This is a genomic window from Streptomyces sp. NPDC096205 (genome assembly GCF_044763135.1).
GTDB lineage: Bacteria > Actinomycetota > Actinomycetes > Streptomycetales > Streptomycetaceae > Streptomyces.
Genome location: NZ_JBIWFS010000001.1, coordinates 568,326 through 592,393, shown reverse-complemented (window position 1 = coordinate 592,393; position 24,068 = coordinate 568,326). Strand labels below are relative to the sequence as shown.

Below are 24,068 nucleotides of genomic sequence, written 5' to 3'. Positions count from 1 at the left end.
ACGACGGCATGCAGTCGGCGATGAACCGTCGCCCCCCACGGCGACGGCCGGTGCGAGACGCCGAGAGATATGACCGCCCCGGACCGAGCCGAGCCCGACCTCTAGGAGGTCAACGCCTCGACGGACAGCCCCAGTTCCCGCGCCAACGCCTCGTCCACCCACTCCGTGGCCCGCGCCCGCGACACCGCGCCCGGGTAGGAGGTGAGCTGGACCGCGAGCCCGTCGAGGAGGGCGGTCAGGCGCAGGGCCGTGGTGGTCGGGTCCGGGCACTGGAACTCACCCGCGGCCACGCCCTCGGCGATGACCTCCGCCAGCGCGGCCTTCCACTGCCGGTCGAGTTCCCGCGTGACATCCCGCAGGGCCGGCTCGCGCAGGGCCGCCGCCCAGCCCTCGATCCACAGCCGCCAGCCCTTGGCCTGACCGGTGGGGGCGTACCAGCGCACGGCCGCCCGCAGCCGACGCAGCGCGGACGTGCGGCGGCCGAGCAGCCCTCGCAGACGGGCCAGATCGCCCTCGGCCGCGTGCGTGAACGCGGCGGCGACCAGCTTCTCCTTCGTCGAGAAGTGATAGAGCACCAGCGCGTTGCTCACGCCCAGGGCCGCGGCCACGTCGGCGATCCGCACCGCGGCCACGCCTCGTGCCTCGATCTGCTCGATGGCGGCCCGCAGCAATTCCTCGCGCCGCTCTTCCACGCTCAACCGCACTCTCGCCACGCGGTTCACCCTACACAGCGACCCCCGACGCGAGCTCTTGACACCCCCGTGCGGCCGGGCCACAGTACCGCACTACTGACTGCCCATTCAGTCAGTAGCTGTCGTCAGTAGGAGTCCGCCCGTGACCCACGCATCGACCACCTCCACTCCTTCGCAGGGCCCCGGCGCCCCCGACCTCTCCGCGGGCTGGGGCGAGCAGCGCACCCGGCTGCGCAAGGATCTGCGCCGGCTCGACGTGCTGTTCTTCCTCATCTGCACGCTCGTCGGCCTCGACACCATCGGCTCGGTCGCCGCCCAGGGCCCGCAGGGCCTGACCTGGATGGCGATCCTCGCGCTCGTGTTCTTCCTGCCGTACGGCCTGCTGGTCGCCGAACTCGGCGCCGCCTTCCCGGTGCAGGGCGGCCCCTACGTCTGGACCCGGCTCGCCTTCGGCCGCCTCGTCGCGGGCGTCAACCAGCTCCTGTACTGGATCTCCAACCCCGTCTGGGTCGGCGGCAGCCTGTGCATCATCGCGCTCACCACCTGGGAGGAGTTCTTCACCCCGCTGCCGGGCGCCTGGAAGTACGCCGCAGGACTGCTGTTCATCTGGGGCGGCGCGCTCGCCGTCGTGCAGTCGGTGAGGATCGGGAAGTGGGTGCCGATCACCGGCGCCGTCGCCCGGATCGTCCTGCTCGGCTTCTTCCTGGTCTCGGTCGTCGTCTACGCCGTCCGACACGGCGTCCACGCCCTGCCCGCGGGCGACTTCGCCCCCACCTACGCCGGGTTCGTCGCCCTCGTCCCGGTCCTCATCTTCAACTACGTCGGCTTCGAACTGCCCAGCTCCGCCGCCGAGGAGATGCGCAACCCGCGCCGCGACATCCCGCTGTCCATCCTGCGCTCCGGCTTCGCCGCGCTGCTGCTCTACGGCGGCCCGATCCTCGGCATCCTGTTCGTGCTGCCGGGCGAGCGCATCGGCAGCCTGGGCGGGTTCATCGACGCCTGCAAGGCCGTCTTCACCGTGTACGGCGGCTCCATCGCGGCCGACGGCACGGTCACCCTGACCGGCTTCGGCGCGGTCTGCGGCGGCATCGCGGCGGCCGGCCTGATCCTCGGCCTGCTCACCTCCGGGGTGACCTGGGCGATGGGCGCCCACCGCGCCCAGGCGGTGGCCTGCGCGGACGGCGCCGGACCGGCCTGGCTCGGCCGCATCTCCGAACGGCACGGCACCCCGGTCCGGGTGAACCTGCTCTCCGCCGTCCTGGCCTCCGTGCTGTTCGTCGTCGCCCTGGGCCTCAGCGGCGGGGACGGCGAGAAGTACTTCGCGGCCGGACTGGGCCTGACCATCTCCACCACCTTCATCTCCTACGTCATCACCTTCCCCAGCCTCGCCGTACTGCGCCGCAGGTACCCGGACGTGCCCCGCCCCTACGCCGTCCCCGGCGGCCTGTTCGGTGCCCGGCTGGTCGCGGGTCTGGCCACCGCGCTGGTCGCCTTCACCGTCGTCGTGCTGATCTGGCCGGGCTTCGGCGTCGGCTGGTTCGGCACGGAAGGCAGCGCGGCGGACTCCCTGCCGGAGTCGTTCGCCGGACAGCGCCTGCAGTACACGCTGAGTCAGGTGGTGCCGCTGGCCCTGTTCGTGGGGATCGGGCTCGTGTTCTACGCCGCCGGGGCGCGGACCCGCAGAGAGAAGGGCTAGCCGCTCTCAGGTCGTACGAAAGGGGGCCTCCCGCGCGGGAGGCCCCCTTCGCTGTGCTCAGCCCAGTACGGCGTGCGCGTCCAACGCGAGCGCACCGCCCGGGTGCACCAGCAGCGGGTTGACCTCCAGCTCGGCCAGCTCCGGATGCTCGGCGGCCGCCCGGGCCACGGCGCACAGCGCGGCCGCCGCGGCGTCCAGGTCGGCGGCCGGGGCGCCGCGCCAGCCGGTCAGCAGCCGGGCGTGCCGCGGCTCCAGCAGCAGCGCACGCGCGCGTACGGGCGTCAGCGGGGCCTGCGCGAGGGCCGTGTCGGCGAGCAGCTCCGCCGTGACACCACCCGGCCCGACCATCACGACGGGCCCGAACGCCGGGTCACGCCGGACACCGACGATCAGCTCATGCGCGTACGGCGGTGTCGCCATGGCCTCCACGACGTAACCGTCGGCCCCGGTGGCCTCGCGCATCCGCGTGAACGCGGCCCGCAGAGCCTCCTCGTCACCGAGGCCCAGGGCCACTCCACCCGCCTCCGTCTTGTGCGCCAGACCCATCGCCTTCAGCGCCAGCGGGTAGCCCACGCGAAGTGCCGCCTCGGCCGCCTCCTCGGCGTCGTTGACGAACGCGGCGGCCGGGAACACGACGCCGTACGACGACAGCAGCTCCCGTACGGACTCGTAGCCGCCGTCCGTGACGCGGTACGCCGCCTGCGACACGGCCGGGGGCGTGTGCGGGAGGGCCGCGGTGAGCCGGGCGGCCGCCATGAGGGCCGTGGCCGCCTGCTCGACGCGCTCGTACACCGGCACGCCCCGCTCGCGCAGCACGGCGAGGGCGGGGGTGTCGCGGGCCATGGTGTGCACGACGAGCGGGCGCCCCGCGCGCGTGGCCGCGTCGGCCAGGGCCCCGGCCACCTCGCACTCGCGGGCCGTCTGGGCGGGGTTGGCGGTGGCGTAGTCACCGAAGTAGCCGGTGAGCACGACCGCGTCGGTGTCGCCGCCCGTGAGCAGTTCGCCCGCCACGCGCGCGTAGACGGCGAGATCGGCCTCGCCCGCGCCCGCCAGGTCGACAGGGTTGCGGCAGCCGGCCCCGGCCGGGAGCTGCGCGGCCAGCCGCGCGGCGGCCGGGTCCTGCAGGGGCGGCACCTCGGCGCCGCGCTCCGCGAACGCGTCGGCGGCCAGCGCGCCCTGGCCGCCGCTGTCGCCGACGATCGCGACCCGGGTCCCGGCCGGCCGGGCGGGCGCCAGCAGGCACAGCGCGGTGTCGACCAGTTCGCCCGCCGTCCGCAGCAGCAGCGCCCCGCTGTCCCGGCACACGGCCGCCACGGTGTCGTACGGGCTGACCAGGGCGCCCGTGTGCGAGGCGGCGGCGCTGGCGGAGGCGGCGCTGCGGCCGACGGTCAGCAGCAGCACCGGCTTGCCCGCGGCGTGCGCGGCCCGCAGGACCCCGGCCAGGCGGCGGCCGTCGCGGAAGTCCTCCACGTAGGCCGCGATCACCCGGGTCGGCGGATGGCCGACGAGCGACTCCAGGGCGTCGGCCGCGTCGATGTCGCGCTGGTTGCCCAGCGACACGAACCGCGAGAAACCCTGCCCCGCGCGGGCGAGGAGCCGCCCGATCTCCAGCGCGAGGTTCCCGCTCTGCGACACCAGACCGACCGCACCCGCCGGGAACTCGCCCCAGCTCAGCCGCAGTTGGCTGCTCGTGTCCACCAGGCCCATGCAGTTCGGGCCCAGCAGCCGGGCACCCCGGCCGGTCACCAGCTCGGCCAGCGACCGCTCCTCGGCCGGGTCCGTGCCGGAGGTGATGACGGTCAGACAGCGGGCGCCCGCGCCCAGGGCGTCGCCGACCACCGGGCGCACCTGCGCGGACGGCACCGCGACCACCACATGGTCGCAGGCCAGCCCGTCCAGCCCGGTGCGGAACGGCACGCCGTCGAGGCTGCCGCCCCGCCGGTTCACCAGGTGCACGGCACGGCGCTCCCGCCCCGCGAGGGCGCCCTTGGCGAGCCAGTAGCCCCACTTCTCGGGGTTCTCGGAGGCGCCGACGACCGCCACGGACGCGGGGTCGAACAGCGCGTCCCGGGTCATCGGTACCAGCCGAAGCGCTCGGCGATCACCGGCAGCCGCTCCTCCACGAGGGCGTGCGCGGCGGCCCGCGGTGTCGTGCCGTCGGCCTCCGCGCGCGCCAGCATCTGGTCGACCAGCGCCCGCATCGAGCGACGGGTGTGCGCGAACGCCTCGTCCGGGTCCGCACCGATGTCGCCGAACAGCGTCCACCACCACCACGCGTTCGTCCCCGAGTTGACCACCACGTCCGGCAGCACCGTCACCCCCCTCGCGGCCAGCAGCTCCTCCGCCTCGGCGACCACGGGCATGTTGGCCGCCTCGACGATCCAACGTGCCCGCACCCGTCGCTGGTTCCCGGCGTCGATCGCGTACGACACGGCCGCCGGGACGAGGATCTCCGCCTCCACCGACAGCCAGTCCTCGCCGGGCAGTTCACGGGCGCCGGGCCGCAGCACCGCCCGGTCCACGGTGCCGTACGCGTCGCGCGCCGCGAGCAGCGCCTCGACGTCGAGCCCGGCCGGGTCGGCGATCGTGCCCTTGACGTCGGCGACCGCCACGACCGTCAGGCCCGCGCGGGCGAGGAAGCGGGCCGTGGCGCCGCCCATCGTGCCCAGCCCCTGCACGGCCACGCGCGTGCCCGCGTACCGCACACCCGCGCGGTCGAGCGCCGCGAGCGCGGCCTCGGCGACGCCGCAGCCGCCGACCAGCTCGTCCAGCCCGATGCCGTCCACCTCGACCGCGAACGCGTCGGCGAGCCGCGCCCGTGCGGCCGTCTCGTCGTCGAGCAGCGGATACACGGCCTGGATCGAGGAGACGAGCCCCGCCTCGGCGGCCGCCCGGTCCACCAGGTCCTGGGTGAGTCCGAGGTCCTCACCGGTGGTCCAGAACCGCTCGATGTACGGCCCCATGGCGCGCAGGTAGCGTACGAGCAGCCCGTACGCCTCCGGGTCCCGGGGGTCGCAGTCGATACCGCCCTTGGCGCCGCCGAGCGGGATGTAGCGGCTTCGCGGGTCGTAGTGCAGGGCCTCCTTCATGGTCATGCCCCGGGCGAGCCCGGCGACCTCGTCCAGGGTGCAGCCCGGCCGCATGCGCAGTCCGCCGCTGGAGACACCGCGCACCAGCCGGTCGACGACCAGGAAGCCCTGCCGTCCGGTGACGTGGTCCGTCCAGGTGAGCGACAGCAGGGGCGTGGTCATGAGGTCTCCTCGGGGACGGTGATCAGGGTGGGGCCGGGCCGGCCCAGGGCCTCGGTGAGGGCGTCGGCCAGCTCCCGCGGGGTGCACGCGCGCGTGCCGTGTCCGCCGTAGGCGCGGGCCAGCGCGGGCAGGTCGACCGGCGCGAGATCCACCCCCGTCGGGGTGTCGCCGCGCGCCCTCATCTCGTCGCGGATCTCGCCGTAGCCGCCGTTGTCGAACACCACGACCGGCAGCGGGAGCCCGAGCTGTGCCGCGGTGGCCAGCTCCTGCACGGTGAACTGCAGCCCGCCGTCACCGCTGAGGGCCACCACCTGGCGGTCGGGGCACGCGGTCTTCGCGCCGATCGCCGCGGGCAGCGCGTAGCCCAGGGTGCCGAAGCCTGTGGGGTGCAGAAAGCGGCCCCGCGGGCCCAGGGGGAGGTGCGGGAGGGCGCCGTAGTAGCAGCACTGGGCGCTGTCGGAGGTGAGCACGGCGTCCTCGGCGAGGACCTCGCGGACGGCCTTGAGGTACGGCATCCAGCGGGCGTCCCGCACGGCGGTCCCGGCGTCGCGGGCGGCGCGCAGCGCGCCGAGGTCGTCGGGCACGCGCGGGCCGCCCTCTTCGGGCACGCGCGTGTCGGCCACTTCAAGCACCTGCGGGCCGGCTTCTTCGGGCACGCGGGTGTCGGCCACTTCAAGCACCTGCGGGCCGGCTTCTTCGGGCACGCGCGTGTCGGCCACTTCAAGCACGTACGGGCCGGCTTCGTCGGGTACGCGCGCGTCGGCCCTTTCGCGCACGCAGATGGCGGCCTCTTCGGGCACGCGCGTGCCCGCCCTCTCGCGTACGCGCGGGTCGATTTCTTCCGTCACGCGCGTGTCGGCCCTTGGGGCCACCCATGGCACGCGCGCGCGGCCGTTCATCTCGGCGAGCAGCGCCTCCAGCGCGGTGCGCGCGTCCGCCACGAGCGCCACGTCCGCGGGCAGCCCGGCGTACATCTGATCCGGGTCGATGTCGATCCGCACCAGTACGCCGTCCAGGACGGGCGGCGGTGCCGACCACAGGTCGGACTCGGCCAGCTCGGTGCCGACGGCGACGACCACATCCCGCGCGGACAGCCACTTCTGCACGACGGAACTGTGCAGCGAGACGCCGAGGGAGAGCGGGTGGGTCTCCGGCACGATGCCCTTGCCGTTGGCGGTCGTCACCACCGGCGCGCCCAGCAGCCCGGCGAGCCGCAGGCACTCCGCCCCGGCGCCGCGCGCCCCACCGCCGAGCACCAGAGCGGGCCGGACGGCCCCGGCGAGGGCCCGTACGGCTTGGTCGACGGCATTGGGGTCCGGGGCCGCGGGCGGGACGTCCGGGGCGAGGCGGACGGGCCCGACGGGCGCCCGCGCGGTCAGCAGGTCCAGCGGCACCTCGATGTGGGCGGGGCGCGGACGACCCGTGCGGAAGAGCGTGAACGCGCGGGCCACGGCGGCGTCGATCTCGGCCACCGACGACACCCGGTGACTGAACGCGGCGACGCCCCGCAGCGCCTCCGTCTGGCTGCGCATCTCGTGCAGCATGCCGGTCGCGAGACGCGGATGGGCCAGCGGCATCCCGGGCGAGACCACCAGCAGCGGCACGCTGTCCGACCACGCCTGGCCGACCGCGGCCATGGTGTTGAGCAGGGCGGGCCCGGTGGTCGTCAGGACGACACCCGGCCGGCCCGTCACGCGCGCGTACCCGTCGGCGGCGTACCCCGCGCCCTGCTCGTGGCGGGGCGCCACATGGCGTATGCCGTACGGCGTGAGGTGCCGGTAGATCTCCAGGTTGTGGGTGCCCGGGATGCCGAAGGCGTCGGTGACGCCGTGCGCGGCCAGCGCGCGGACCAGGGCGTGCCCGCCGCTGAGGACGTCGGCCGCCATCACAGGCTCCGCGAGATGACGAGCCGCATGATGTCCGAGGTGCCTTCCTCGATCTCCTCCAGCTTGGCGTCGCGCATCCACTGCTCCACCGGGAACTCCCGCGAGTAACCCCAGCCGCCCAGTGTCTGCACGGCGGCCCAGGTGCAGTACGTGGCCGTCTCCGAGGCGGTGAGCTTGGCCATTGCGGCCTCGGCGGTCGCGTCCAGCCCGGCGTCCAGGCGCTTGGCGGCCCGCCAGGTCATCAGCCGGGCCTGCTCCACGCGCGTGCGCATGTCGGCGAGGCGGAAGGCGACCGCCTGGTGCTCGATGATCGGCTTGCCGAACTGCCGGCGTTCGCGCGCGTAGTCGCGTGCGTACTCGTACGCCGCCCGGGCCACGCCCGTCGCGGCGGCGCCGAGCACCGCGCGGGAGATGTCGAAGGTGCGCATCAGCCCGTGGAAGCCCCGGCCCTCCGCGCCCAGGCGGTGCTCCTCGGGCACGAAGGCGTCCGCGAAGAAGATCTCCCGGCACACGATCGCCCGCTGACCCATCTTGCGCATCGGGTCCCCGAAGGAGACGCCCTCGGTGTCCTTGCGCAGCAGGAACGCGCTCACCCCGCGCGAGCGCTCGGCGGGGTCGGTCTTGGCGAACACGACGTACTGGTCGGCCTCGCCCGCGTTGGAGATCCACGCCTTCTGGCCGCTGAGCAGATAGCCCCCGCTGGTGCGGCGGGCGGCGGTGACGATGGACGCGGCGTCGGAACCCGCCCCCGGCTCGGTGGTCGCCAGGGCCGTCATCGGGGTGTCGGGCCCGGCCAGCGGGGTCAGCCACTCCCGCTTCTGCTCCTCGGTGCCCAGCTCCAGGACGGGGTCGGCGAAGAAGCCGTTGGAGCACAGCAGATTGCCGATGCCCAGGTCGCCGACGCACAGCTCCTCCTGGACGAGGACCTGCGTGAAGACGTCGGTGAAGCCTCCGCCGCCGTACTCCTCGGGCAGCATGAAGCCGGTGATGCCCACCTCGGCCGCCTTGCGCCACAGGTCCCAGGGCGTCTCCACGTCCGCCTCGTCGACGGCACGCGCGCGGGGGCGGATCTCCTCGCGTGCGAAGGCGCGGGTCAGCTCGACGATGTCGTGCTGCTCGCCGGTGAGCGCAACCAGCTCGGTGGGGAGGTCGGACATGGTGCCTCCAAGGCCGCGAGGGAGTGGGCCGCCGGACGGCGACCTGGGCCAGCTACTGAATCATCAGTCAGTATCGAAACGCGGCTCGGGCTCTGTCAACGTGCTGAACGGATCATCAGTAGGCGGCCGGGAGCGCACCCGGTCGCACGGCTGTGACGGGGGCGCCCCGGCGTTGTCGGTGGGGCGGACCATAATGGGAGACCTCACCCACTCCACCTGGAGGTACCGTGGCCGGACCCCGTTCCCTGAGTGCCGGGCTGAGCGCGCTGCAGCCCGAGGCCTTCGGCGTGGACCCCAGCGGTGAGCGCCTGGCTCGTATCCGCAGATCGCCGCACTTCAAGGACGGCGTCTTCCAGAACCCCGGCGGGCCCTCCCGCACCCGGCCCTCCGGCTCGCCCCTGGACTTCGCCAGGCTCTACTTCGACAAGGACGCCCGCACCCGCCGGGCCCCGAGCGCCCGCATCCCGGTGCATGCCACCACCCTCGCCGACATCGCCCGGCCGCCCGCCTCCGGGCTGCGGCTGACCTGGATGGGCCACTCCAGCGTCCTCGCCGAGATCGACGGCACGCGCGTGCTCTTCGACCCCGTGTGGGGAGAGCGCTGCTCGCCGTTCCCCTTCGCCGGGCCGAAGCGGCTGCACCCCGTGCCCCTGCCGCTCGCCGCGCTCGGCCCGGTGGACGTGGTCGTGATCTCCCACGACCACTACGACCACCTGGACCTGCCCACGATCAAGGCGCTGGCCGGCACGGACACCGTCTTCGCCGTCCCGCTCGGCGTCGGCGCGCACCTGGAGCACTGGGGAGTCTCCGCCGACCGGCTGCGCGAGCTGGACTGGCACGAGTCGACCCGGATCGGCGGGCTCACCCTGACCGCCACCCCGGCCCGCCACTTCTGCGGCCGAGGTCTGCGCAACACCCAGCACACCCTCTGGGCGTCCTGGGTCGTCGCCGGCGAGGAGCACCGCGTCTACCACAGCGGCGACACCGGCTACTTCGACGGCTTCCAGGCCATAGGCACGCAGCACGGCCCGTTCGACGCGACGATGATCCAGCTCGGCGCGTACAGCGAGTTCTGGCCGGACATCCACATGACCCCGGCCGAGGCCCTGCGCGCCCACCTCGACCTCCAGGGCGGCGCCCCCGCGGGCGTGCTGCTGCCGATCCACTGGGCCACCTTCAACCTCGCCCCGCACGCGTGGGCCGAGCCGGGGGAGTGGACCAAGGACGCCGCCGAGGAGGCCGGCCAGGCCGTCGCCTTCCCGCGGCCCGGCGAGCCCTTCGAGCCCGGCGGCAAGCTGCCCGCCGAGCCGTGGTGGCGCGCGGTGTCCGCGCCGGTGCCGCACCTGTGGCGCCGGCCCGGCACCGTGGAGGTCACCGGCGAGACCCCGCGCGGCGATCTCGACCTGGCGGGAGATCGCTGACGCGGTTCGCTGGGACCGGGTGACCGAGTCGGTCCGTCGGGTGCTGCGCAGGGCACTGTCACCAGGTGACCGGCAGGTGATTCCCGGGACGAGGGCAGGAGCCGACGCGCGGGGTGGTGCCCGGCGAGGTGTGTCACACCTCTTGATGCACCGTCAGTTCTGCTGATGAGATCTCCCGCACGCCGTCGTTCCGACCGTGCCGGAGGTTGCGCCCGTGTACCGACGACTGTTCGCCGCACTCGTCTGCTGTGCCCTGCTGGGAGCCGGGACCGCCGCTCACGCGGAGACCGCGCCGCGGGCCACGGACATTCCGAGGCTCACCGACGACCGCGGCCGGGTGCTCACCCTGCGCGGCTGGAACGTAGAGGACAAGACCCACCGCGGGGAGCAGGCGCTCTCCGCGATCACCGAGCGGCACTTCAGGGATCTGCGCGACAACGGCTTCAACTTCGCCCGGCTGCTGGTCTTCTGGGACGACCTGGAGCCCGAGCCCGGCCGCTACAGCGAGGACTACCTGCGCAGGATCGAGCGCGTGCTGGACTGGGCGCACAAGTACCGCGTCCAGGTGCTCATCGACGCCCACCAGGACGTCTTCGGGCCCGCGTTCGGCCACCGCGGCATCCCCGCGTGGGCGACCAGGACCGACGGGCTGCCCTTCACCCCGCACCCGCAGGACTGGTTCTCCGAGTACTTCGAGCCCGCCGTGCAGCGGGCGTTCACGCATCTCTACGAGGACGACGACCTGCGCCGGGCCCAGTCCGGCATGTGGCGCGTGCTGGCCGGCCGCTTCGCGCACCACCCGGCCGTCCTCGGCTACGACCTGATCAACGAGCCCATGGGCGAGCTCCGCCCCGGCGAGGACCTGCCGACGGCCGCCGCGCGGATCGAGGCCGAGCAGCTCACCCCGATGTACAACCGGCTGGCCGACGCGGTCCGTTCCAAGGACCGGGACGCCTGGATCTTCTTCGAGCCGACCCCGCTCGTCGGCGAGGGCGTGCCCACCGCGCTCGGCCGGATCGACGACCCGAAGGCGGTGTACGCCCCGCACTTCTACAACACCGCGATGGAGGCCGGCGCCGACTACGACCCGGCGGCCGGCTGGATCGAGGCCTACGAGGCGGCCGTCACCGCCTACCCGCGCGAGCAGCGTGTCCCGGTGGTCGTGGGGGAGTGGGGGCCGCTGAACAACTCCCTGCCGAACATGGGCCTGTTCTACCGCGACGCGCTCGCCTCCCTGGGCCGCTACACTTCCGGCTGGGCGGGCTATGTGTGGTGCTACGGCGGCGGCTACTGCGCCCTGGACGACAAGGGCGTACTGCGCCCCAACAAGGACCGCACGGCCGCCCCGTACGCCCCGGCCGTCGCCGGCACGGTCACCGCCGAGAGGCAGGTCCCCGAGACCGGCGCGTACCGGCTCGTCTACCGCGCCGGGCGCGGGATCACCGAGATCCGCGTCCCCTCCCGGCCGGGCGGCTGGCACCTCTCCCTGACGGGCCCCGCCACGACATCGACCCCCGACCTCCCGGCCGACCGCTCGGCCACGGCCCGCGTCCACGCCCGCCCCGGCGCCCGGGTGACGGTGACCGTCACTCCGCGCTAGGGCCTGTCTTCCGGATCAGGCCGGCTGCGAGGCGCTTCCGCCTCCTGGCGGGGTCGAGCGGGGTCTGGTGCGTGCAGCTGCAAGGCGGAGGAGGGAGTCGACGCGATGGGGGTCCCCCCGCTCGAGCGAAGCCGAGAGTGGGGGAGTCGGCGAGTGACGACAACGCGGCTGGGGGTCCCCCCACGCCCTTAAGGCAGTGGGGGAGTGCGTGCCAGGCCCCGCGACGCCGGCGTGATCCGGAAGACAGGCCCTAGGCCCCGCCGGCGCCGGCCTGGTCCGAGAGAGGCCTCAGCCCTCGATGTCGAGCGCCGTGCCGTACAGCCGCTGTGCCTTGAGGCGGATCACGACGCGGTGCTCGTCGACGAGGCCGCGCAGGAAGGCGTCCTCGTCCTCGGGCCGGGCGTCGGCCGGGATCATCGACAGCAGTTCCCGGCCGACCGCGTCGCCGGGGGCGACCGTCGGCTCGGAGACCTCCGCCTCGCCCTCCACGACCGCGAACGACCACACGTTCCCACCCTGGACGTGCAGGGCCGCGCGCGGCTCGCGGCGCAGGTGCTGCACCTTGACGCGGTCCGCCGTCGTGGAGAAGCGGGCGACACGGGCCTCAGGGTCCCAGCTGTAGAGCATGGTCGTCAGATGCGGGTGGCCGCTGCGCTTGGTCGTGGCGAGAGTGCCGAACCGCTGTCCGCCCAGCAGATCGGAGAGCGCTTCGTCGGACAGGGCGCGAGGTGCTGGTCCTTGGGTCATGCCGTGATCAACTCCCGCTCCCCGTACGGCATTCCCAGGTCCCGCCGTCAGCCCTCGACGGCCATCCGCACACCGAGCAGCAGCAGGACGCCGCCCGACACCTGCTCCAGGCGCTTGCGCACCCCCGCCCGGGACAGAAGCCCCCGCAGCCGGTGCACGAACCACACGTACAGCGCGTAGTAGCCCACCTCGTACACGGCCCAGATCGCCGCAAGACCCACCATCGTGGGCAGCTCGGGCGCCCCCTCGGGCACGAACTGCGGCAGGAACGACATCGCGAACACCGCCGCCTTGGGGTTGGCGAGGTTCAGCAGCAGGCCCGAGCGGTACGACGCCCAGCCGGACCGGACCCTGGGGTCCGCGTCGTCCTGCCAGGAGTGGTCCCCGCGCCGGACCGCCCGCAGGGTCTGCACCCCGAAGCCGATGAGCACGACGGCACCGACGATCCGCATCACGTCGTACGCCACCTCGGAGGCCGCGAGCAGCGCGGTCAGCCCGAAGGCGGCGACCAGGCCCCAGACGAACACGCCCGTCTCGTTGCCGAGCACCGTCAGGAAGCCGGCGCGCCTGCTCCGCAGCGACTGCCGGATGATCAGCACGGTGCTGGGGCCGGGAGAGGCCGCGATCAGGGTGCAGGCGCCGAGGAAGGCGAGCAGCGTGCTCAGCATGGGCACCGCCCCGGCGTGCGCGGGTCCGTCGTCGTCATGCGGCTCAGTATGGTCCCGGGGCCCACCCCGCTCCCACGGGATTTCCACGCCGGCCCGCCCCGGCACGGTCGCATCGCCGCAGCGCGGGTACGCGGCCAGGGAGAGGCCGGGCGCACGGCCGTACGCCTACGACGACGGCGGAAGCGGTGATCGGGATGTTCTCCGAACTGGTGCAGGTGTCCGCGGGCGGCGTGCGGCTCCAAGGCGATCTGGTCGTGCCCTCGGCCGCGCGGGCGGTCGTGCTCTTCGCGCACGGCAGCGGCAGCTCCCGGCACAGTGCCCGCAACCGCCGGGTCGCCGCTGACCTGCGCACCGCCCACCTCGGCACCCTGCTGATCGACCTGCTCACCGAGCGGGAGGAACGCCACGACGCGCGCACCGGCGAGCACCGCTTCGACATCGCGCTGCTCGCCGGGCGCCTGGCCGGCGCCGTCGACTGGCTCGACGGGCACCCGGAGACGCGCGGGCTGCCGGTCGTCCTGTTCGGCGCGAGCACCGGCGCGGGTGCCGCCCTGGTGGCGGCCGAGGCCCGCCCGGACCGCGTCCTGACCGTGGTCTCCCGCGGCGGCCGGCCCGACCTGGCCGGGGCGGCCCTGAAGACCGTACGTGCGCCGGTGCTGCTCCTCGTCGGCGGCGCGGACCCGGAGGTGCTGCGGCTCAACCAGGAGGCCGCCCGGCGGCTGCATGCCCCGCACTCGCTGCGGGTCGTGCCCGGCGCCACGCACCTGTTCGCGGAGCCCGGCGCGCTGGAGCAGGTCACCGGGGCGACCCGCGTGTGGTGCGACGAGCAGCTGCGGGCCATGGCCGGCTCCCTGACCGGCTCCGCGTCGACGCACCCACGGGAGGAGCGATGACCACGGACCGACCACGCTCCGGCACCGTGCTCGTGGGGCTCGACGACACCCCGCAGGCCTGGCTGGCCGCCGACTGGGCGGCCCGGGAGGCGGAGCTGCGCGGCGCCGTCCTGCGGATCGTGCACGCCGTCCCCGCCGTCTCCGCGGCGACGGACCCCGAGGGGCGGGGCGAGACCGACGCGCGTGTCCTGGACGCGGCCGCCGGTGTGCTGGACGACGCCCGCGCCCGCACCGCCGCCGCACACCCCGGGCTGCGCACCGACGCCGCCCTCGGCCACGGCCTGCCCGCCGAGGTCCTCCTCGACGCCTCCCGCGACGCCGACCTGATCGTGGTCGGCACCCGCGGCCGGGGCGGCTTCACCGGTCTGCTGCTCGGCTCGGTGAGCCTGAAGACGGCCGCCCACGCGGACCGGCCCGTGGTCGTCGTACGGGGCCACACGGAGAGGGCGGCCCACGGCGACGTCGTGGTCGGCATCCGCGACGAGCGCGACGAGGACGCCGTACGCTTCGGCCTCGCCGAGGCGGCCCTGCGCAGGACCGCCGTACGGCTGGTGCACGCCTGGACCCCGATGACCCGGGCCGGGCTGATGGTGCCCCAGGTCAGCCAGGTCGACGCCGAACAGCGACTGCACCGGCAGCTCCTTGAGCACGCGGCCCGGCCCGCCGCCGAGTATCCGCAGGTGCACACCGAGACCGTGCTCGCCATCGGGTCGGCCGCGGGTGCGCTGGTGGAGGCGTCGGAGGGGGCCGCGCTGATCGTCGTACCGCGCCACCCGCCGGCCGAGCGGCTCGGCATGCGGCTGGGCAGCGTCGTCCACGCCGTCGTGCACCACGCGAGCTGCCCGGTCGCCGTCGTGCCCGCCTGAGGGGCGGCCGCGTCAGACGCCCGCCGGCCAGGTCTGCTGCTCCGCGTCCGGTGCGGCCGACGACCCCAGCGGGGTCAGGGCGTCGGTGCGGTCCAGCCAGCAGAAGGCGTCGTAGCGCTGTGCCAGGACCGTGGGGACGTAGTTGCCCATGTGCTCGTGCCGCGGCCGGTAGACCACGCCGATCGCGCGGTGCCCGTGCTCCTCGTGGTACCACCGGGCCGGGCCGGTCGACGGCACCCGCTGCAACTGCACGTGCGGGAAGACGAACATCGCCCGCTCGCCGGGCAGCGCTCCGTGCAGCAGGTCCTCCAGGCTGCCCGTGCGGGCCGGCGGTACGTCCATGACCCGCGGCTCGCCGCCCCAGCGCTCGGCGGCGACCACCGTGCCGGAGTGCGAGCCGAAGCCGACCAGCACCACCCCGCGGCCGATGTGCCGCTCACGCACCAGCTGCCCGAGGTTGACCATTCCGGTCTCCGCCATGTCGGTCGCGCGGGCGTCCCCGATGTGCGAGTTGTGCGCCCACACCACCGCCTTGGCGCCGGAGCCGTGATGCTCCATGAGCCGGTCCAGCGTGTCGGCCATGTGATGGTCGCGGACGTTCCAGGCCTCCAGGCCGCTGCCGAGCATGGCCCGGTAGTAGCGCTCGGCGCCGGCCAGGATCTCGGCGTTCTGCCGCGCCGCGAACTCGGCCGCGGGGGAGTCCGCCGACGCCGTGCTCCCCGCCCGCCGCCGCATCTCGGTCAGCAGGGTCACCACCTCGCCCGCGCACCCCTCCGGCGTGAGCCCCATGGCCAGCGCGTAGGCCTGCGGATCCTCGGCGTACGGCTCGAAGCAGCGGTAGGCGTCCAGCGCGTGCTCCACCTGGTCCGGGTCGTGCTCGCGCAGATGCCCGAGCACCGCGTGCAGCGACTCCCACAGGCTGTAGACGTCCAGCCCGTAGAACCCGACGCGCCGCTCGGGCGGCGTCCCGCCGTTGTGCCGCCGCAGCCACCGGGCGAAGGCCGTCACCTCGCTGTTGCCCCACATCCAGGCCGGCCAGCGGCGCAGCCCCGCCAGCACCTGGCCCGGGTCCTCCGGCGCGCCCGCCGCCCAGGTCACCGAGTCGTGCACGGCCCGGCAGTCCGGCCAGTCGCCCTCCACCGCCACGAACGAGAACCCCTTCTCCTCGATCAGCCGGCGCGTGAGCAGATCCCTGACCCGGTGGTAGTCGGCGGTGCCGTGGGACGCCTCGCCCAGCAGCACATAGCGGGCGTCGCCGACGCGCTCCAGCAGGGGGTCCAGCGACGCCGGGTCGGTCAGCGGGTGCGCCTCGTCCCGGATACGGGCGTGATCGGTGTCGGACACGACTCGGCTCCCTCCCGGAAGGGTGCGGGGCCGGGTTCCCCGGGGACCTGCCGCGAAACGCTCGCGGGAACGCCCGGACGGGTCACGCCACGACAGGCGCCCTCGGGAGCCAACCGACCGGCCGGTGCGGCAAGCGTCGGCCCGCGCCACGCGAGGTCACCGAGTGTGAGCGTTTCTGATCGTCTCGGACCGCTTCGGGGCGTGTTCCGACGGCGTCGCCGAGAGGGTTATCGGGCAGTCGTGCGAAGGCTCATACCAGAGCGGGACGGTTCGTGGAGGAGTTTGTCAACTGCCCACCGCACATGATGCGTTGGCGACTACTGTCAGTGTCCGTCGGGCGACGCAGGGCCGATCGTCGCGGCCCTTCTTCGCGCCAGCAAACGGACCAGTACGAGGACACCGATGTCTCACCTCCGCGCACCCGCCGCACGCGCAGACCGCCGCGAGGGCGGACGGCACGGACGGCCGGTCGCCCGTACCGCACCCGCGCTGCCCGAGGCCCACATACGGTCCCAGCTGCTGCGGCTGGCCGTGCTGCCGCCGACCGCGGTCGCCCTCGGCGCCAGCGCCGCCGTCCTGTTCACCGTCCGCTCCACCGGCGCGCGCACCGGCCTCACCCTGTGGGCCGTGCTCACCGGAGCGGTGTGCGTGACCCTCGCCGGCATCGTGATCGCCGCCGTGGCCGCCGACCGGGCCGCCCGGTCCGTGCACGAACGCGTCGGCGCCCTGCGCCGCGGCAGCGCACGCCGCGAGGCCGATCTGCGCACCCTGGTCGAGGCACTGCGCCGGGGCGAGCCCCCGCCCGCGCGGGCGCCGCGCTCCCGGCCGCCCGCGGACGCCGACGACTTCGAGCTGCTCGCCGCCGACCTGGCCCGCGCGCACGACGGCGCCGTCACCGCCGTCGTGCAGGCCGCGCAACTGTCCAGCCAGACCGGCAGCGAGCAGAAGCTCGAGGTCTTCGTCAACCTCGCGCGGCGCCTTCAGTCGCTGGTGCACCGCGAGATCGCGACGCTGGACGAGCTGGAGAACGAGATCGAGGACCCCGATCTGCTCAAGGGCCTCTTCCACGTCGACCACCTCGCCACCCGCATCCGCCGCCACGCCGAGAACCTCGCCGTGCTCGGCGGGGCCGTCTCGCGCCGCCAGTGGAGCAACCCGGTCCCCATGACCGAGGTGCTGCGCTCGGCGATCGCCGAGGTCGAGCAGTACTCGCGGGTCCGGCTCGTGCCCCCGATCGACGGCGAGCTGCGCGGGCACGCCGTCGCCGACGTCATCCACCTGCTCGCCGAGCTCGTCGAGAACGCCACGGTGTTCTCCGCCCCGCACACCCAGGTGCTGCTGCGCGCCAACCTCGTCACCTCGGGCCTCGCCGTCGAGGTCGAGGACCGCGGGCTCGGCATGCCCGTCGGCGAGCAGAACCGGATGAACGCCCTGCTCGCCGACCCCGACCAGGTCAACGTCGCCAGCCTGCTGGCCGACGGGCGCATCGGCCTCTTCGTCGTCTCCCAGCTGGCCCGCCGCCACGGCATCACCGTGCGCCTCCAGACCAACATCTACGGCGGTGTCCAGGCGGTCCTGGTCGTACCCCAGGACGTGCTCGGCGGACAGCCGGGCGCCGCCGAGGGCGGGACTGCGGTACCGGCACCCGCAACCCCTCCGCAGGGTGAAGGCGCCGGCCCGGCCGGGGGTGCGCCAGGGGTACGCCGTGACCAACCGGCCCGGCACATCCGGTCGGTCCCGTCGCCCGAGCCCTCGACGGCGTCCACGGCCACGGTCACCTCTGCGCCTGCGGGGTCCGTCGTGCCGTACCCGGTCCCGTCGACCTCCCTGCCCACACCCCCGTACGGCGTCCCGACCGCCCAGGAACCCGCCCCGGCGCCCGTGTCCTCCGGGTCGGCGGCCACCGGGCGGGCCGCCGCCGTGCCGCTGCCGGTGCGCGGGGCGCGCCAGGAGCGGCGGACCCCGGCCGAGGCCAGGCCCGGCATCCGGCCCGACGAGCGGCCATTGGTTGAGGAGCACGCCGCCGCGCCGCCCGTGCCGCGCAACGGCGCCGTCCGCGGCACCATGGGCAAGCCCCGGCTGCCCAGGCGCCGCGCCCAGGAACACCTCGTGCCCCAGCTGCGCGAGCGGCCCGCGCCCCGCCCCGACGCCGACGAGCACGTCGGTCACGACCCCGGCCTGATGGCCGCCTTCCAGCGCGGCATCGGCCTGGCGGAGGCGCAGCAGAGCCTGGAGGCGGCGCACACCGGGACCGACCTGACGGCCGGTCACCACCCCCCGCTGCCCTACCGGGACGCCGCCCAGGACGTCGTACCGGCAGCCCCTGAACCCCGTACGACACCGCACTCGGCGGACGGATCCGACCACACCGCCCGGCACGACGGGAGCGCACCAGCCGGATGACCCCCCACGCCCCCAGCCCCCACGCCGTCGGCATCCCCGGCGCGACGGCGGCCCCCCGTATCCCAAGGAGTCGAACCACCATGGCGACCGACGCGCCGACCGGCCATGTTTCCGACCTCGACTGGCTGATGAGCGGCCTCGTGCAGCGCGTGCCGCACACGACCAGCGCGGTCCTGCTGTCCTGCGACGGCCTCGTGAAGTCCGTGCACGGCCTCGACCCCGACAGCGCCGACCACATGGCCGCCCTGGCCTCCGGCCTGTACTCGCTCGGCCGCAGCGCGGGCGCCCGGTTCGGCGACGGCGGGGACGTACGACAGGTCGTCGTCGAACTCGACAACACGCTGCTGTTCGTCTCAACCGCCGGGTCCGGCACCTGTCTCGCGGTCATGGCGGGCCGCGAGGCCGACGCCGCCGTGCTCGGCTACGAGATGGCCATGCTCGTCAAGAGCGTGCGCCCCTACCTGGTCACCGCCCCCCGCCAGCACGCCGTCGAACCTCCGGTGATGAGGCGTTGAGCGTGGCGGCGGCCGGTGACGGGCCCTGGCTCGACGAAGCGGCGGGACGGCTCGTGCGCCCGTTCACGATCAGCAACGGCCGCACCCGCCCCACCCACGCGCTCGACCTCATGTCGCAGGTCATGGCCACCGGGGTCACCCCCCTCGGCCATCCGGGCCCGGAACACGCGCTGGCCCTCGACCTGTGCCGGGCACCCATATCGGTCGCCGAGGTGGCCGCCCACCTGAAGCTGCCGGCGGCGGTCACCAAGGTGCTGCTGTCCGACCTCGTCGACTGCGGGGCGCTCACCACCAAGCCCCCCGAGTTCCACCACAACCCCACGGACCGGGCCCTTCTGGAGGCAGTGCTCGATGGACTACGACGACAGCTCTGACTACGACGGCGCCACGGACCCCTTCCCCACCGCACTCAAGATCCTGGTGGCGGGCGGCTTCGGGGTCGGCAAGACCACGTTCGTCGGCGCGGTCAGCGAGATCGCCCCGCTCTCCACGGAGGAGCTCCTCACCACGGTCAGCGCCGCGACCGACAACCTCGACGGCATCGAGAACAAGCTCGAGACCACCGTCGCCATGGACTTCGGCCGCATCACCCTGGACCCCGAACATGTGCTGTACCTGTTCGGGACCCCGGGGCAGCAGCGGTTCTGGTTCATGTGGGACGAACTGTCCGAGGGCGCCCTCGGCGCGGTCATCATCGCCGACACACGCCGCCTGGAGGAGTGCTTCGCGGCCGTCGACTTCTTCGAGGAACGCGGGCTCGCCTTCATCGTCGCCGTCAACGAGTTCGACGGCGCCTACCGCTACCACCCCGAGGAGGTGCGCGCCGCGCTCGACCTGGACCCGGACATCCCCGTCGTCTGCTGCGACGCCCGGATCTCCAGCTCCGGCGTGCAGACGCTGCTCACCCTGGTGCGTCACCTCATCGCCCACGCGCCCGTCGGCTCCGCACCCACCGAGAGCGAGGGGGTACGCAGATGAGCTACGACCCGCCCCGCCCGGTCGGCCGGCTGCTGCTCACGCCGCAGGACACCGAGGCCCCCGCCCGCGCCCGCCGACTGCGCGGACTGGGCCTCGGCGAGCGTCCCGAGCCCGCGCTCGACACCTTCGCGGCCCGTCTCGCCGGGCGCACCGGGACGACGTACGCCATGGTCAACTTCCCCGACGAGAAAGGGCAGTTCTTCGCCGGACTGCATGCGCCCGAGGCCGCGCCGGTCCTGCGGGAGGACGGCACGCGCGTCGAGATCGGCCGCTTCCTGCCCCGCGACCACGGCTTCTGCCCCCATGTCGTCGCCCGGCGCAAGGCGCTTGCCCTGCAGGACGTGCGCGACTTCCCCCGCTTCGCCGGCAACGCCGTCGTCGACGACCTCGGCATCCGCTCCTACCTCGGCGCCCCGCTGCTGGACAGCACCGGCATGGTCCTCGGCACGGTGTGCGTCGCCGATGTGGCGCCGCGGACCTGGGGACGGGAGGGGCTGGACGCCATCAAGGCGGCCGCCGCCGAACTCGTCGTACGACTGGAGGGCGGGCCGCCGCACTGAACGGGGCCGGTGGGGCGTGAAGGAAAGCTGTGGCGGCGCTTAAGAAAAGCTCGATGGACTGCGGGGCGCGCGATACGGCAGATTGCTGTGCGATTCCCCATCTGCCCCCGTCCACGGGTTCCTTCGGCGTGCCCGCGGCCGGGATCACACCCTCAGGAGCCGCATCCGTGAAGGCGCTGGTCAAGGAGAAGGCGGAGCCCGGGCTCTGGCTCGTGGACGTCCCCGAGCCGCGGATCGGTCCCGGTGATGTGCTGATCAAGGTGCTGCGCACCGGCATCTGCGGCACCGACCTGCACATCCGCTCCTGGGACGGCTGGGCGCAGCAGGCGATCCGCACCCCGCTCGTGGTCGGGCACGAGTTCGTCGGCGAGGTCGTCGAGACCGGCCGGGACGTCAGCGACATCGCCGTCGGCGACCGGGTCAGCGGCGAGGGACACCTGGTGTGCGGCAAGTGCCGCAACTGTCTGGCCGGCCGCCGCCATCTGTGCCGGGCCACGGTGGGCCTCGGCGTGGGCCGCGACGGGGCCTTCGCGGAGTACGTCGCCCTGCCCGCCTCCAACGTCTGGGTGCACCGCGTCCCCGTCGACCTCGACATCGCGGCGATCTTCGACCCGTTCGGCAACGCCGTGCACACCGCGCTGTCCTTCCCGCTGGTCGGCGAGGACGTCCTGATCACCGGCGCCGGACCGATCGGCCTGATGGCCGCGGCCGTGGCCCGGCACGCGGGCGCCCGCAACGTCGTGATCACCGACGTCAGCGAGGAGCGCCTGGACCTGGCCCGCAAGATCGGCGTCAGCCTGGCCCTGAACGTCTCGCGCCTGTCCATCGCCGACGGCCAGCGCGAGCTCAGCCTGCGCGAGGGCTTCGACGTGGGCCTGGAGATGTCCGGCAACCCCGTCGCGATGCGCGACATGATCGCCAACATGACCCACGGCGGCAAGATCGCCATGCTCGGCCTGCCCGCGCAGGAGTTCCCCGTCGACTGGGCCAGGATCGTCACCTCCATGATCACGATCAAGGGCATCTACGGCCGCGAGATGTTCGAGACCTGGTACGCGATGTCCGTCCTGCTGGAGGGCGGCCTCGACCTCGCCCCCGTCATCACCGGCCGCTACGGCTACCGCGACTTCGAGGCGGCCTTCGCCGACGCCGCGAGCGGCCGCGGCGGCAAGGTCATCCTCGACTGGACCGCGTAACCCTTCCCTAGGAGCTTCTGGAATGTTCGACTCCGTGCGCGACGACCTGCGCGCCACCCTCGACGAGATCCGCGCCGCCGGTCTGCACAAGCCCGAGCGCGTGATCGGCACTCCGCAGTCGGCGACCGTGAGCGTCACCGCGGGCGGCCGCCCCGGAGAGGTCCTCAACTTCTGCGCCAACAACTACCTCGGCCTCGCCGACCACCCCGAGGTGGTCGCCGCCGCCCACGAGGCGCTGGACCGCTGGGGCTACGGCATGGCCTCCGTGCGCTTCATCTGCGGCACCCAGGAGGTGCACAAGGAGCTGGAGGCCCGCCTGTCGTCCTTCCTCGGCCAGGAGGACACGATCCTGTACTCCTCCTGCTTCGACGCCAACGGCGGCGTCTTCGAGACGCTGCTCGGCCCCGAGGACGCGGTGATCTCCGACGCGCTGAACCACGCGTCGATCATCGACGGCATCCGGCTGTCCAAGGCCCAGCGCTTCCGCTATGCCAACCGTGATCTGGACGACCTGGAGCAGCAGCTGAAGGAGGCCCAGTCCGCCCGGCGCCGGCTGATCGTCACGGACGGCGTCTTCTCCATGGACGGCTATGTCGCGCCCCTGCGGGAGATCTGCGACCTCGCCGACCGCTACGACGCCATGGTCATGGTCGACGACTCGCACGCGGTCGGCTTCGTCGGCCCCGGCGGCCGCGGCACCCCCGAGCTGCACGGCGTGATGGACCGCGTCGACATCATCACCGGCACCCTCGGCAAGGCCCTCGGCGGCGCCTCCGGCGGCTATGTCGCCGCCCGCGCCGAGATCGTCGCCCTGCTGCGCCAGCGCTCCCGCCCGTACCTCTTCTCCAACACGCTCGCCCCGGTGATCGCCGCCGCCTCCCTGAAGGTGCTGGACCTGCTGGAGTCGGCGGGGGAGCTGCGGGAGAAGCTCGCGTCGAACACCGCGCTGTTCCGCCGCCGGATGACCGAGGAGGGCTTCGACGTCCTTCCCGGCGACCACGCCATCGCGCCCGTGATGATCGGCGACGCGGCGGTCGCCGGCCGTATGGCGGAGCTGCTCCTGGAGCGCGGCGTCTACGTGATCGGCTTCTCCTACCCGGTCGTGCCGCAGGGCCAGGCCCGCATCCGCGTGCAGCTCTCGGCCGCGCACTCCACCGAGGACGTCGACCGCGCGGTGGACGCCTTCGTCGCCGCGCGGGCGGAGCTGGCCGCCTGACCTGAGAGAATCGGTACGTGATCGAAGCGCGGCGGCTGCACATCCTCCGTGCGGTGGCCGACCATCGCACGGTGACCGCGGCTGCCGCCGCGCTCTACCTCACGCCCTCCGCGGTCTCCCAGCAGCTGACCGCCCTGGAGCAGGAGACCGGGCACCGGCTCGTCGAGCGCGGTGCCAAGGGCGTACGGCTCACCCCTGCGGGTGAGATCCTGCTCAGCCACACCAACGTTGTCCTGGCCCAGCTGGAGCGGGCCGAGGCGGAGCTGGCCGCGTACAGCTCGGGCGCGGCCGGCACGGTCACCGTCGCCGCCTTCGCGACCGGCATCGCCCAGGTCGTCGCGCCCGCGGTGGCCTCCCTCGCCGAGTTCGCGCCCGGCATACGCATCCGTGTCCTGGACGCGGAGGGCGACGCCAGCCTGCCGATGGTGCTCGACCGGCAGGTCGACGTGGCCGTCGCCGTGGAGTACCGCGGGGCGCCCTCCGCCGACGACCCGCGCCTCACCCACGTCCCGCTGTACGCCGAGCCCTTCGACGCCGTGGTCCCGGTCAGCCACCGGCTCGCGGAGACAGCCGAGGTGCCGCTGGCGGAGCTGGCCAAGGACCCGTGGATCGGCCCGTACCCCGGCAACCCCTGCCACGACGTGGTGGTCCTGGCCTGCGAGAACGCCGGCTTCCAGCCCCGCCTGGAGCACTCCTCCGACGACTTCCGCGCGGTCGTCGCCCTCGCCTCGGCCGACACGGGCGTGGCCCTCGTGCCGCGCTCGGCGCTGCGCGGCATGGACCTGACGGGCGTGGTCGTCCGCCCGGTGGACGGGGTGGCCCCGACGCGCAGGGTCTTCGCGGCCGTACGCCGGGGTGCGGAGGAGCATCCGCTGATCCGGCCGGTGCTGGAGGCGCTGGCGGGGGCGGCGTAGGCGTAGGCGTAGGCGGGAAACGGACGGACCCTGTGCTGGGGTGGCGGGGAACCGGACGGGTCGCC

21 protein-coding genes are annotated in these 24,068 nt (G+C 73.9%); 13 read left to right on the top strand and 8 right to left on the bottom strand.

Annotated elements, in window-relative coordinates:
- Nucleotides 1–101 precede the first annotated feature (101 nt).
- Nucleotides 102–713 carry a TetR/AcrR family transcriptional regulator gene (locus tag ACIQ6Y_RS02700; RefSeq protein WP_404031845.1) on the bottom strand — a complete coding sequence of 204 codons (612 nt, stop codon included), beginning with the start codon at nt 711–713 and terminating at the stop codon, nt 102–104.
- 121 nt (nt 714–834) lie between these two features.
- Between ACIQ6Y_RS02700 and ACIQ6Y_RS02695 the strand changes: the two genes are divergently transcribed.
- Complete coding sequence (locus tag ACIQ6Y_RS02695; protein WP_404031842.1) at nt 835–2,388, top strand: APC family permease; 1,554 nt, start codon at nt 835–837, stop codon at nt 2,386–2,388.
- 57 nt (nt 2,389–2,445) lie between these two features.
- Here ACIQ6Y_RS02695 and ACIQ6Y_RS02690 read toward each other — a convergent pair whose 3' ends face one another.
- The 4 genes from ACIQ6Y_RS02690 to ACIQ6Y_RS02675 are packed head-to-tail and all read right to left on the bottom strand — an operon-like array spanning nt 2,446 to nt 8,682.
- Nucleotides 2,446–4,464, bottom strand: coding sequence for an acetate--CoA ligase family protein (locus ACIQ6Y_RS02690; RefSeq protein WP_404031840.1), 2,019 nt, complete (start codon nt 4,462–4,464; stop codon nt 2,446–2,448).
- Nucleotides 4,461–5,639, bottom strand: coding sequence for a Glu/Leu/Phe/Val dehydrogenase dimerization domain-containing protein (locus ACIQ6Y_RS02685; RefSeq protein WP_404031837.1), 1,179 nt, complete (start codon nt 5,637–5,639; stop codon nt 4,461–4,463). Before ACIQ6Y_RS02685 ends, ACIQ6Y_RS02690 begins: the two co-directional genes overlap by 4 nt.
- Entirely contained in the window at nt 5,636–7,525 is a 1,890-nt protein-coding gene (locus ACIQ6Y_RS02680) for a thiamine pyrophosphate-binding protein (RefSeq protein WP_404031834.1), read from the bottom strand. Before ACIQ6Y_RS02680 ends, ACIQ6Y_RS02685 begins: the two co-directional genes overlap by 4 nt.
- A complete protein-coding gene (locus ACIQ6Y_RS02675) occupies nt 7,525–8,682 on the bottom strand; it encodes an acyl-CoA dehydrogenase family protein (protein WP_404031832.1) in 1,158 nt (385 codons plus the stop codon). Before ACIQ6Y_RS02675 ends, ACIQ6Y_RS02680 begins: the two co-directional genes overlap by 1 nt.
- A 227-nt stretch (nt 8,683–8,909) precedes the next feature.
- On the opposite strand from ACIQ6Y_RS02675, the gene ACIQ6Y_RS02670 reads away from it, so the two are divergent.
- Both ACIQ6Y_RS02670 and ACIQ6Y_RS02665 read left to right on the top strand, forming a co-directional pair.
- Nucleotides 8,910–10,103 carry an MBL fold metallo-hydrolase gene (locus tag ACIQ6Y_RS02670; protein ID WP_404031829.1) on the top strand — a complete coding sequence of 398 codons (1,194 nt, stop codon included), beginning with the start codon at nt 8,910–8,912 and terminating at the stop codon, nt 10,101–10,103.
- 214 nt (nt 10,104–10,317) lie between these two features.
- The gene (locus ACIQ6Y_RS02665) at nt 10,318–11,703 is read left to right on the top strand and encodes a glycoside hydrolase family 5 protein (protein ID WP_404031827.1); all 1,386 of its coding nucleotides are present in this window, start codon (nt 10,318–10,320) and stop codon (nt 11,701–11,703) included.
- A gap of 288 nt (nt 11,704–11,991) precedes the next feature.
- Here the strand turns inward: ACIQ6Y_RS02665 and ACIQ6Y_RS02660 are convergent, their stop codons facing one another.
- Together ACIQ6Y_RS02660 and ACIQ6Y_RS02655 are read right to left on the bottom strand one after the other, a co-directional pair.
- Nucleotides 11,992–12,450, bottom strand: coding sequence for a pyridoxamine 5'-phosphate oxidase family protein (locus ACIQ6Y_RS02660; RefSeq protein ID WP_404031824.1), 459 nt, complete (start codon nt 12,448–12,450; stop codon nt 11,992–11,994).
- A 47-nt stretch (nt 12,451–12,497) separates the two neighbouring features.
- Entirely contained in the window at nt 12,498–13,118 is a 621-nt protein-coding gene (locus tag ACIQ6Y_RS02655; RefSeq protein ID WP_404031821.1) for a LysE family translocator, read from the bottom strand.
- A gap of 194 nt (nt 13,119–13,312) precedes the next feature.
- Here ACIQ6Y_RS02655 and ACIQ6Y_RS02650 point away from each other — a divergent pair, with 194 nt between their 5' ends.
- Both ACIQ6Y_RS02650 and ACIQ6Y_RS02645 read left to right on the top strand, forming a co-directional pair.
- Nucleotides 13,313–14,011 (top strand): dienelactone hydrolase family protein, encoded by a 699-nt coding sequence (locus ACIQ6Y_RS02650; protein WP_404031818.1) that lies wholly within the window; start codon nt 13,313–13,315, stop codon nt 14,009–14,011.
- Entirely contained in the window at nt 14,008–14,877 is an 870-nt protein-coding gene (locus tag ACIQ6Y_RS02645; protein ID WP_404031815.1) for a universal stress protein, read from the top strand. The genes ACIQ6Y_RS02650 and ACIQ6Y_RS02645 overlap by 4 nt, the downstream gene beginning before the upstream one ends.
- 12 nt (nt 14,878–14,889) lie before the next feature.
- Here ACIQ6Y_RS02645 and ACIQ6Y_RS02640 read toward each other — a convergent pair whose 3' ends face one another.
- On the bottom strand, nt 14,890–16,221 hold the full coding sequence (locus ACIQ6Y_RS02640) for an erythromycin esterase family protein (RefSeq protein ID WP_404031812.1): 1,332 nt from the start codon (nt 16,219–16,221) through the stop codon (nt 14,890–14,892).
- Between the two features lie 402 nt (nt 16,222–16,623).
- Between ACIQ6Y_RS02640 and ACIQ6Y_RS02635 the strand changes: the two genes are divergently transcribed.
- From ACIQ6Y_RS02635 to ACIQ6Y_RS02600, 8 genes are all read left to right on the top strand, one after another.
- A complete protein-coding gene (locus tag ACIQ6Y_RS02635) occupies nt 16,624–18,624 on the top strand; it encodes an ATP-binding protein (RefSeq protein WP_404031810.1) in 2,001 nt (666 codons plus the stop codon).
- Nucleotides 18,625–18,704: 80 nt separating this feature from the next.
- The gene (locus ACIQ6Y_RS02630) at nt 18,705–19,139 is read left to right on the top strand and encodes a roadblock/LC7 domain-containing protein (protein WP_404031808.1); all 435 of its coding nucleotides are present in this window, start codon (nt 18,705–18,707) and stop codon (nt 19,137–19,139) included.
- A gap of 2 nt (nt 19,140–19,141) precedes the next feature.
- Nucleotides 19,142–19,513, top strand: coding sequence for a DUF742 domain-containing protein (locus ACIQ6Y_RS02625; protein WP_404031805.1), 372 nt, complete (start codon nt 19,142–19,144; stop codon nt 19,511–19,513).
- Entirely contained in the window at nt 19,491–20,117 is a 627-nt protein-coding gene (locus ACIQ6Y_RS02620; protein WP_404031803.1) for a GTP-binding protein, read from the top strand. Before ACIQ6Y_RS02625 ends, ACIQ6Y_RS02620 begins: the two co-directional genes overlap by 23 nt.
- Nucleotides 20,114–20,677: a GAF domain-containing protein gene (locus ACIQ6Y_RS02615; RefSeq protein WP_404031799.1), complete on the top strand. Its 564-nt coding sequence runs from the start codon at nt 20,114–20,116 to the stop codon at nt 20,675–20,677. The genes ACIQ6Y_RS02620 and ACIQ6Y_RS02615 overlap by 4 nt, the downstream gene beginning before the upstream one ends.
- A gap of 167 nt (nt 20,678–20,844) precedes the next feature.
- Nucleotides 20,845–21,873, top strand: a complete 1,029-nt coding sequence (gene tdh, locus ACIQ6Y_RS02610) for an L-threonine 3-dehydrogenase (RefSeq protein ID WP_404031796.1) — start codon at nt 20,845–20,847, stop codon at nt 21,871–21,873.
- A gap of 22 nt (nt 21,874–21,895) precedes the next feature.
- Entirely contained in the window at nt 21,896–23,089 is a 1,194-nt protein-coding gene (locus tag ACIQ6Y_RS02605; RefSeq protein WP_404031794.1) for a glycine C-acetyltransferase, read from the top strand.
- Nucleotides 23,090–23,106: 17 nt separating this feature from the next.
- Nucleotides 23,107–24,003 (top strand): LysR family transcriptional regulator, encoded by an 897-nt coding sequence (locus ACIQ6Y_RS02600; protein ID WP_404031792.1) that lies wholly within the window; start codon nt 23,107–23,109, stop codon nt 24,001–24,003.
- The last annotated feature ends 65 nt before the right edge of the window (nt 24,004–24,068 follow it).

Excerpts from the sequence above, each read along its gene's own strand:
- ACIQ6Y_RS02680 (WP_404031834.1), bottom strand. The coding sequence starts at position 7,525 with ATGGCGGCCGACGTCCTCAGCGGCGGGCACGCCCTGGTCCGCGCGCTG.
- ACIQ6Y_RS02650 (WP_404031818.1), top strand. The coding sequence starts at position 13,313 with ATGTTCTCCGAACTGGTGCAGGTGTCCGCGGGCGGCGTGCGGCTCCAA.
- ACIQ6Y_RS02645 (WP_404031815.1), top strand. The coding sequence starts at position 14,008 with ATGACCACGGACCGACCACGCTCCGGCACCGTGCTCGTGGGGCTCGAC.
- ACIQ6Y_RS02635 (WP_404031810.1), top strand. The coding sequence starts at position 16,624 with ATGTCTCACCTCCGCGCACCCGCCGCACGCGCAGACCGCCGCGAGGGC.
- ACIQ6Y_RS02675 (WP_404031832.1), bottom strand. The coding sequence starts at position 8,682 with ATGTCCGACCTCCCCACCGAGCTGGTTGCGCTCACCGGCGAGCAGCAC.
- ACIQ6Y_RS02690 (WP_404031840.1), bottom strand. The coding sequence starts at position 4,464 with ATGACCCGGGACGCGCTGTTCGACCCCGCGTCCGTGGCGGTCGTCGGC.
- ACIQ6Y_RS02605 (WP_404031794.1), top strand. The coding sequence starts at position 21,896 with ATGTTCGACTCCGTGCGCGACGACCTGCGCGCCACCCTCGACGAGATC.
- ACIQ6Y_RS02620 (WP_404031803.1), top strand. The coding sequence starts at position 19,491 with ATGGACTACGACGACAGCTCTGACTACGACGGCGCCACGGACCCCTTC.
- ACIQ6Y_RS02655 (WP_404031821.1), bottom strand. The coding sequence starts at position 13,118 with ATGCTGAGCACGCTGCTCGCCTTCCTCGGCGCCTGCACCCTGATCGCG.
- ACIQ6Y_RS02630 (WP_404031808.1), top strand. The coding sequence starts at position 18,705 with ATGGCGACCGACGCGCCGACCGGCCATGTTTCCGACCTCGACTGGCTG.
- ACIQ6Y_RS02660 (WP_404031824.1), bottom strand. The coding sequence starts at position 12,450 with ATGACCCAAGGACCAGCACCTCGCGCCCTGTCCGACGAAGCGCTCTCC.
- ACIQ6Y_RS02615 (WP_404031799.1), top strand. The coding sequence starts at position 20,114 with ATGAGCTACGACCCGCCCCGCCCGGTCGGCCGGCTGCTGCTCACGCCG.
- ACIQ6Y_RS02685 (WP_404031837.1), bottom strand. The coding sequence starts at position 5,639 with ATGACCACGCCCCTGCTGTCGCTCACCTGGACGGACCACGTCACCGGA.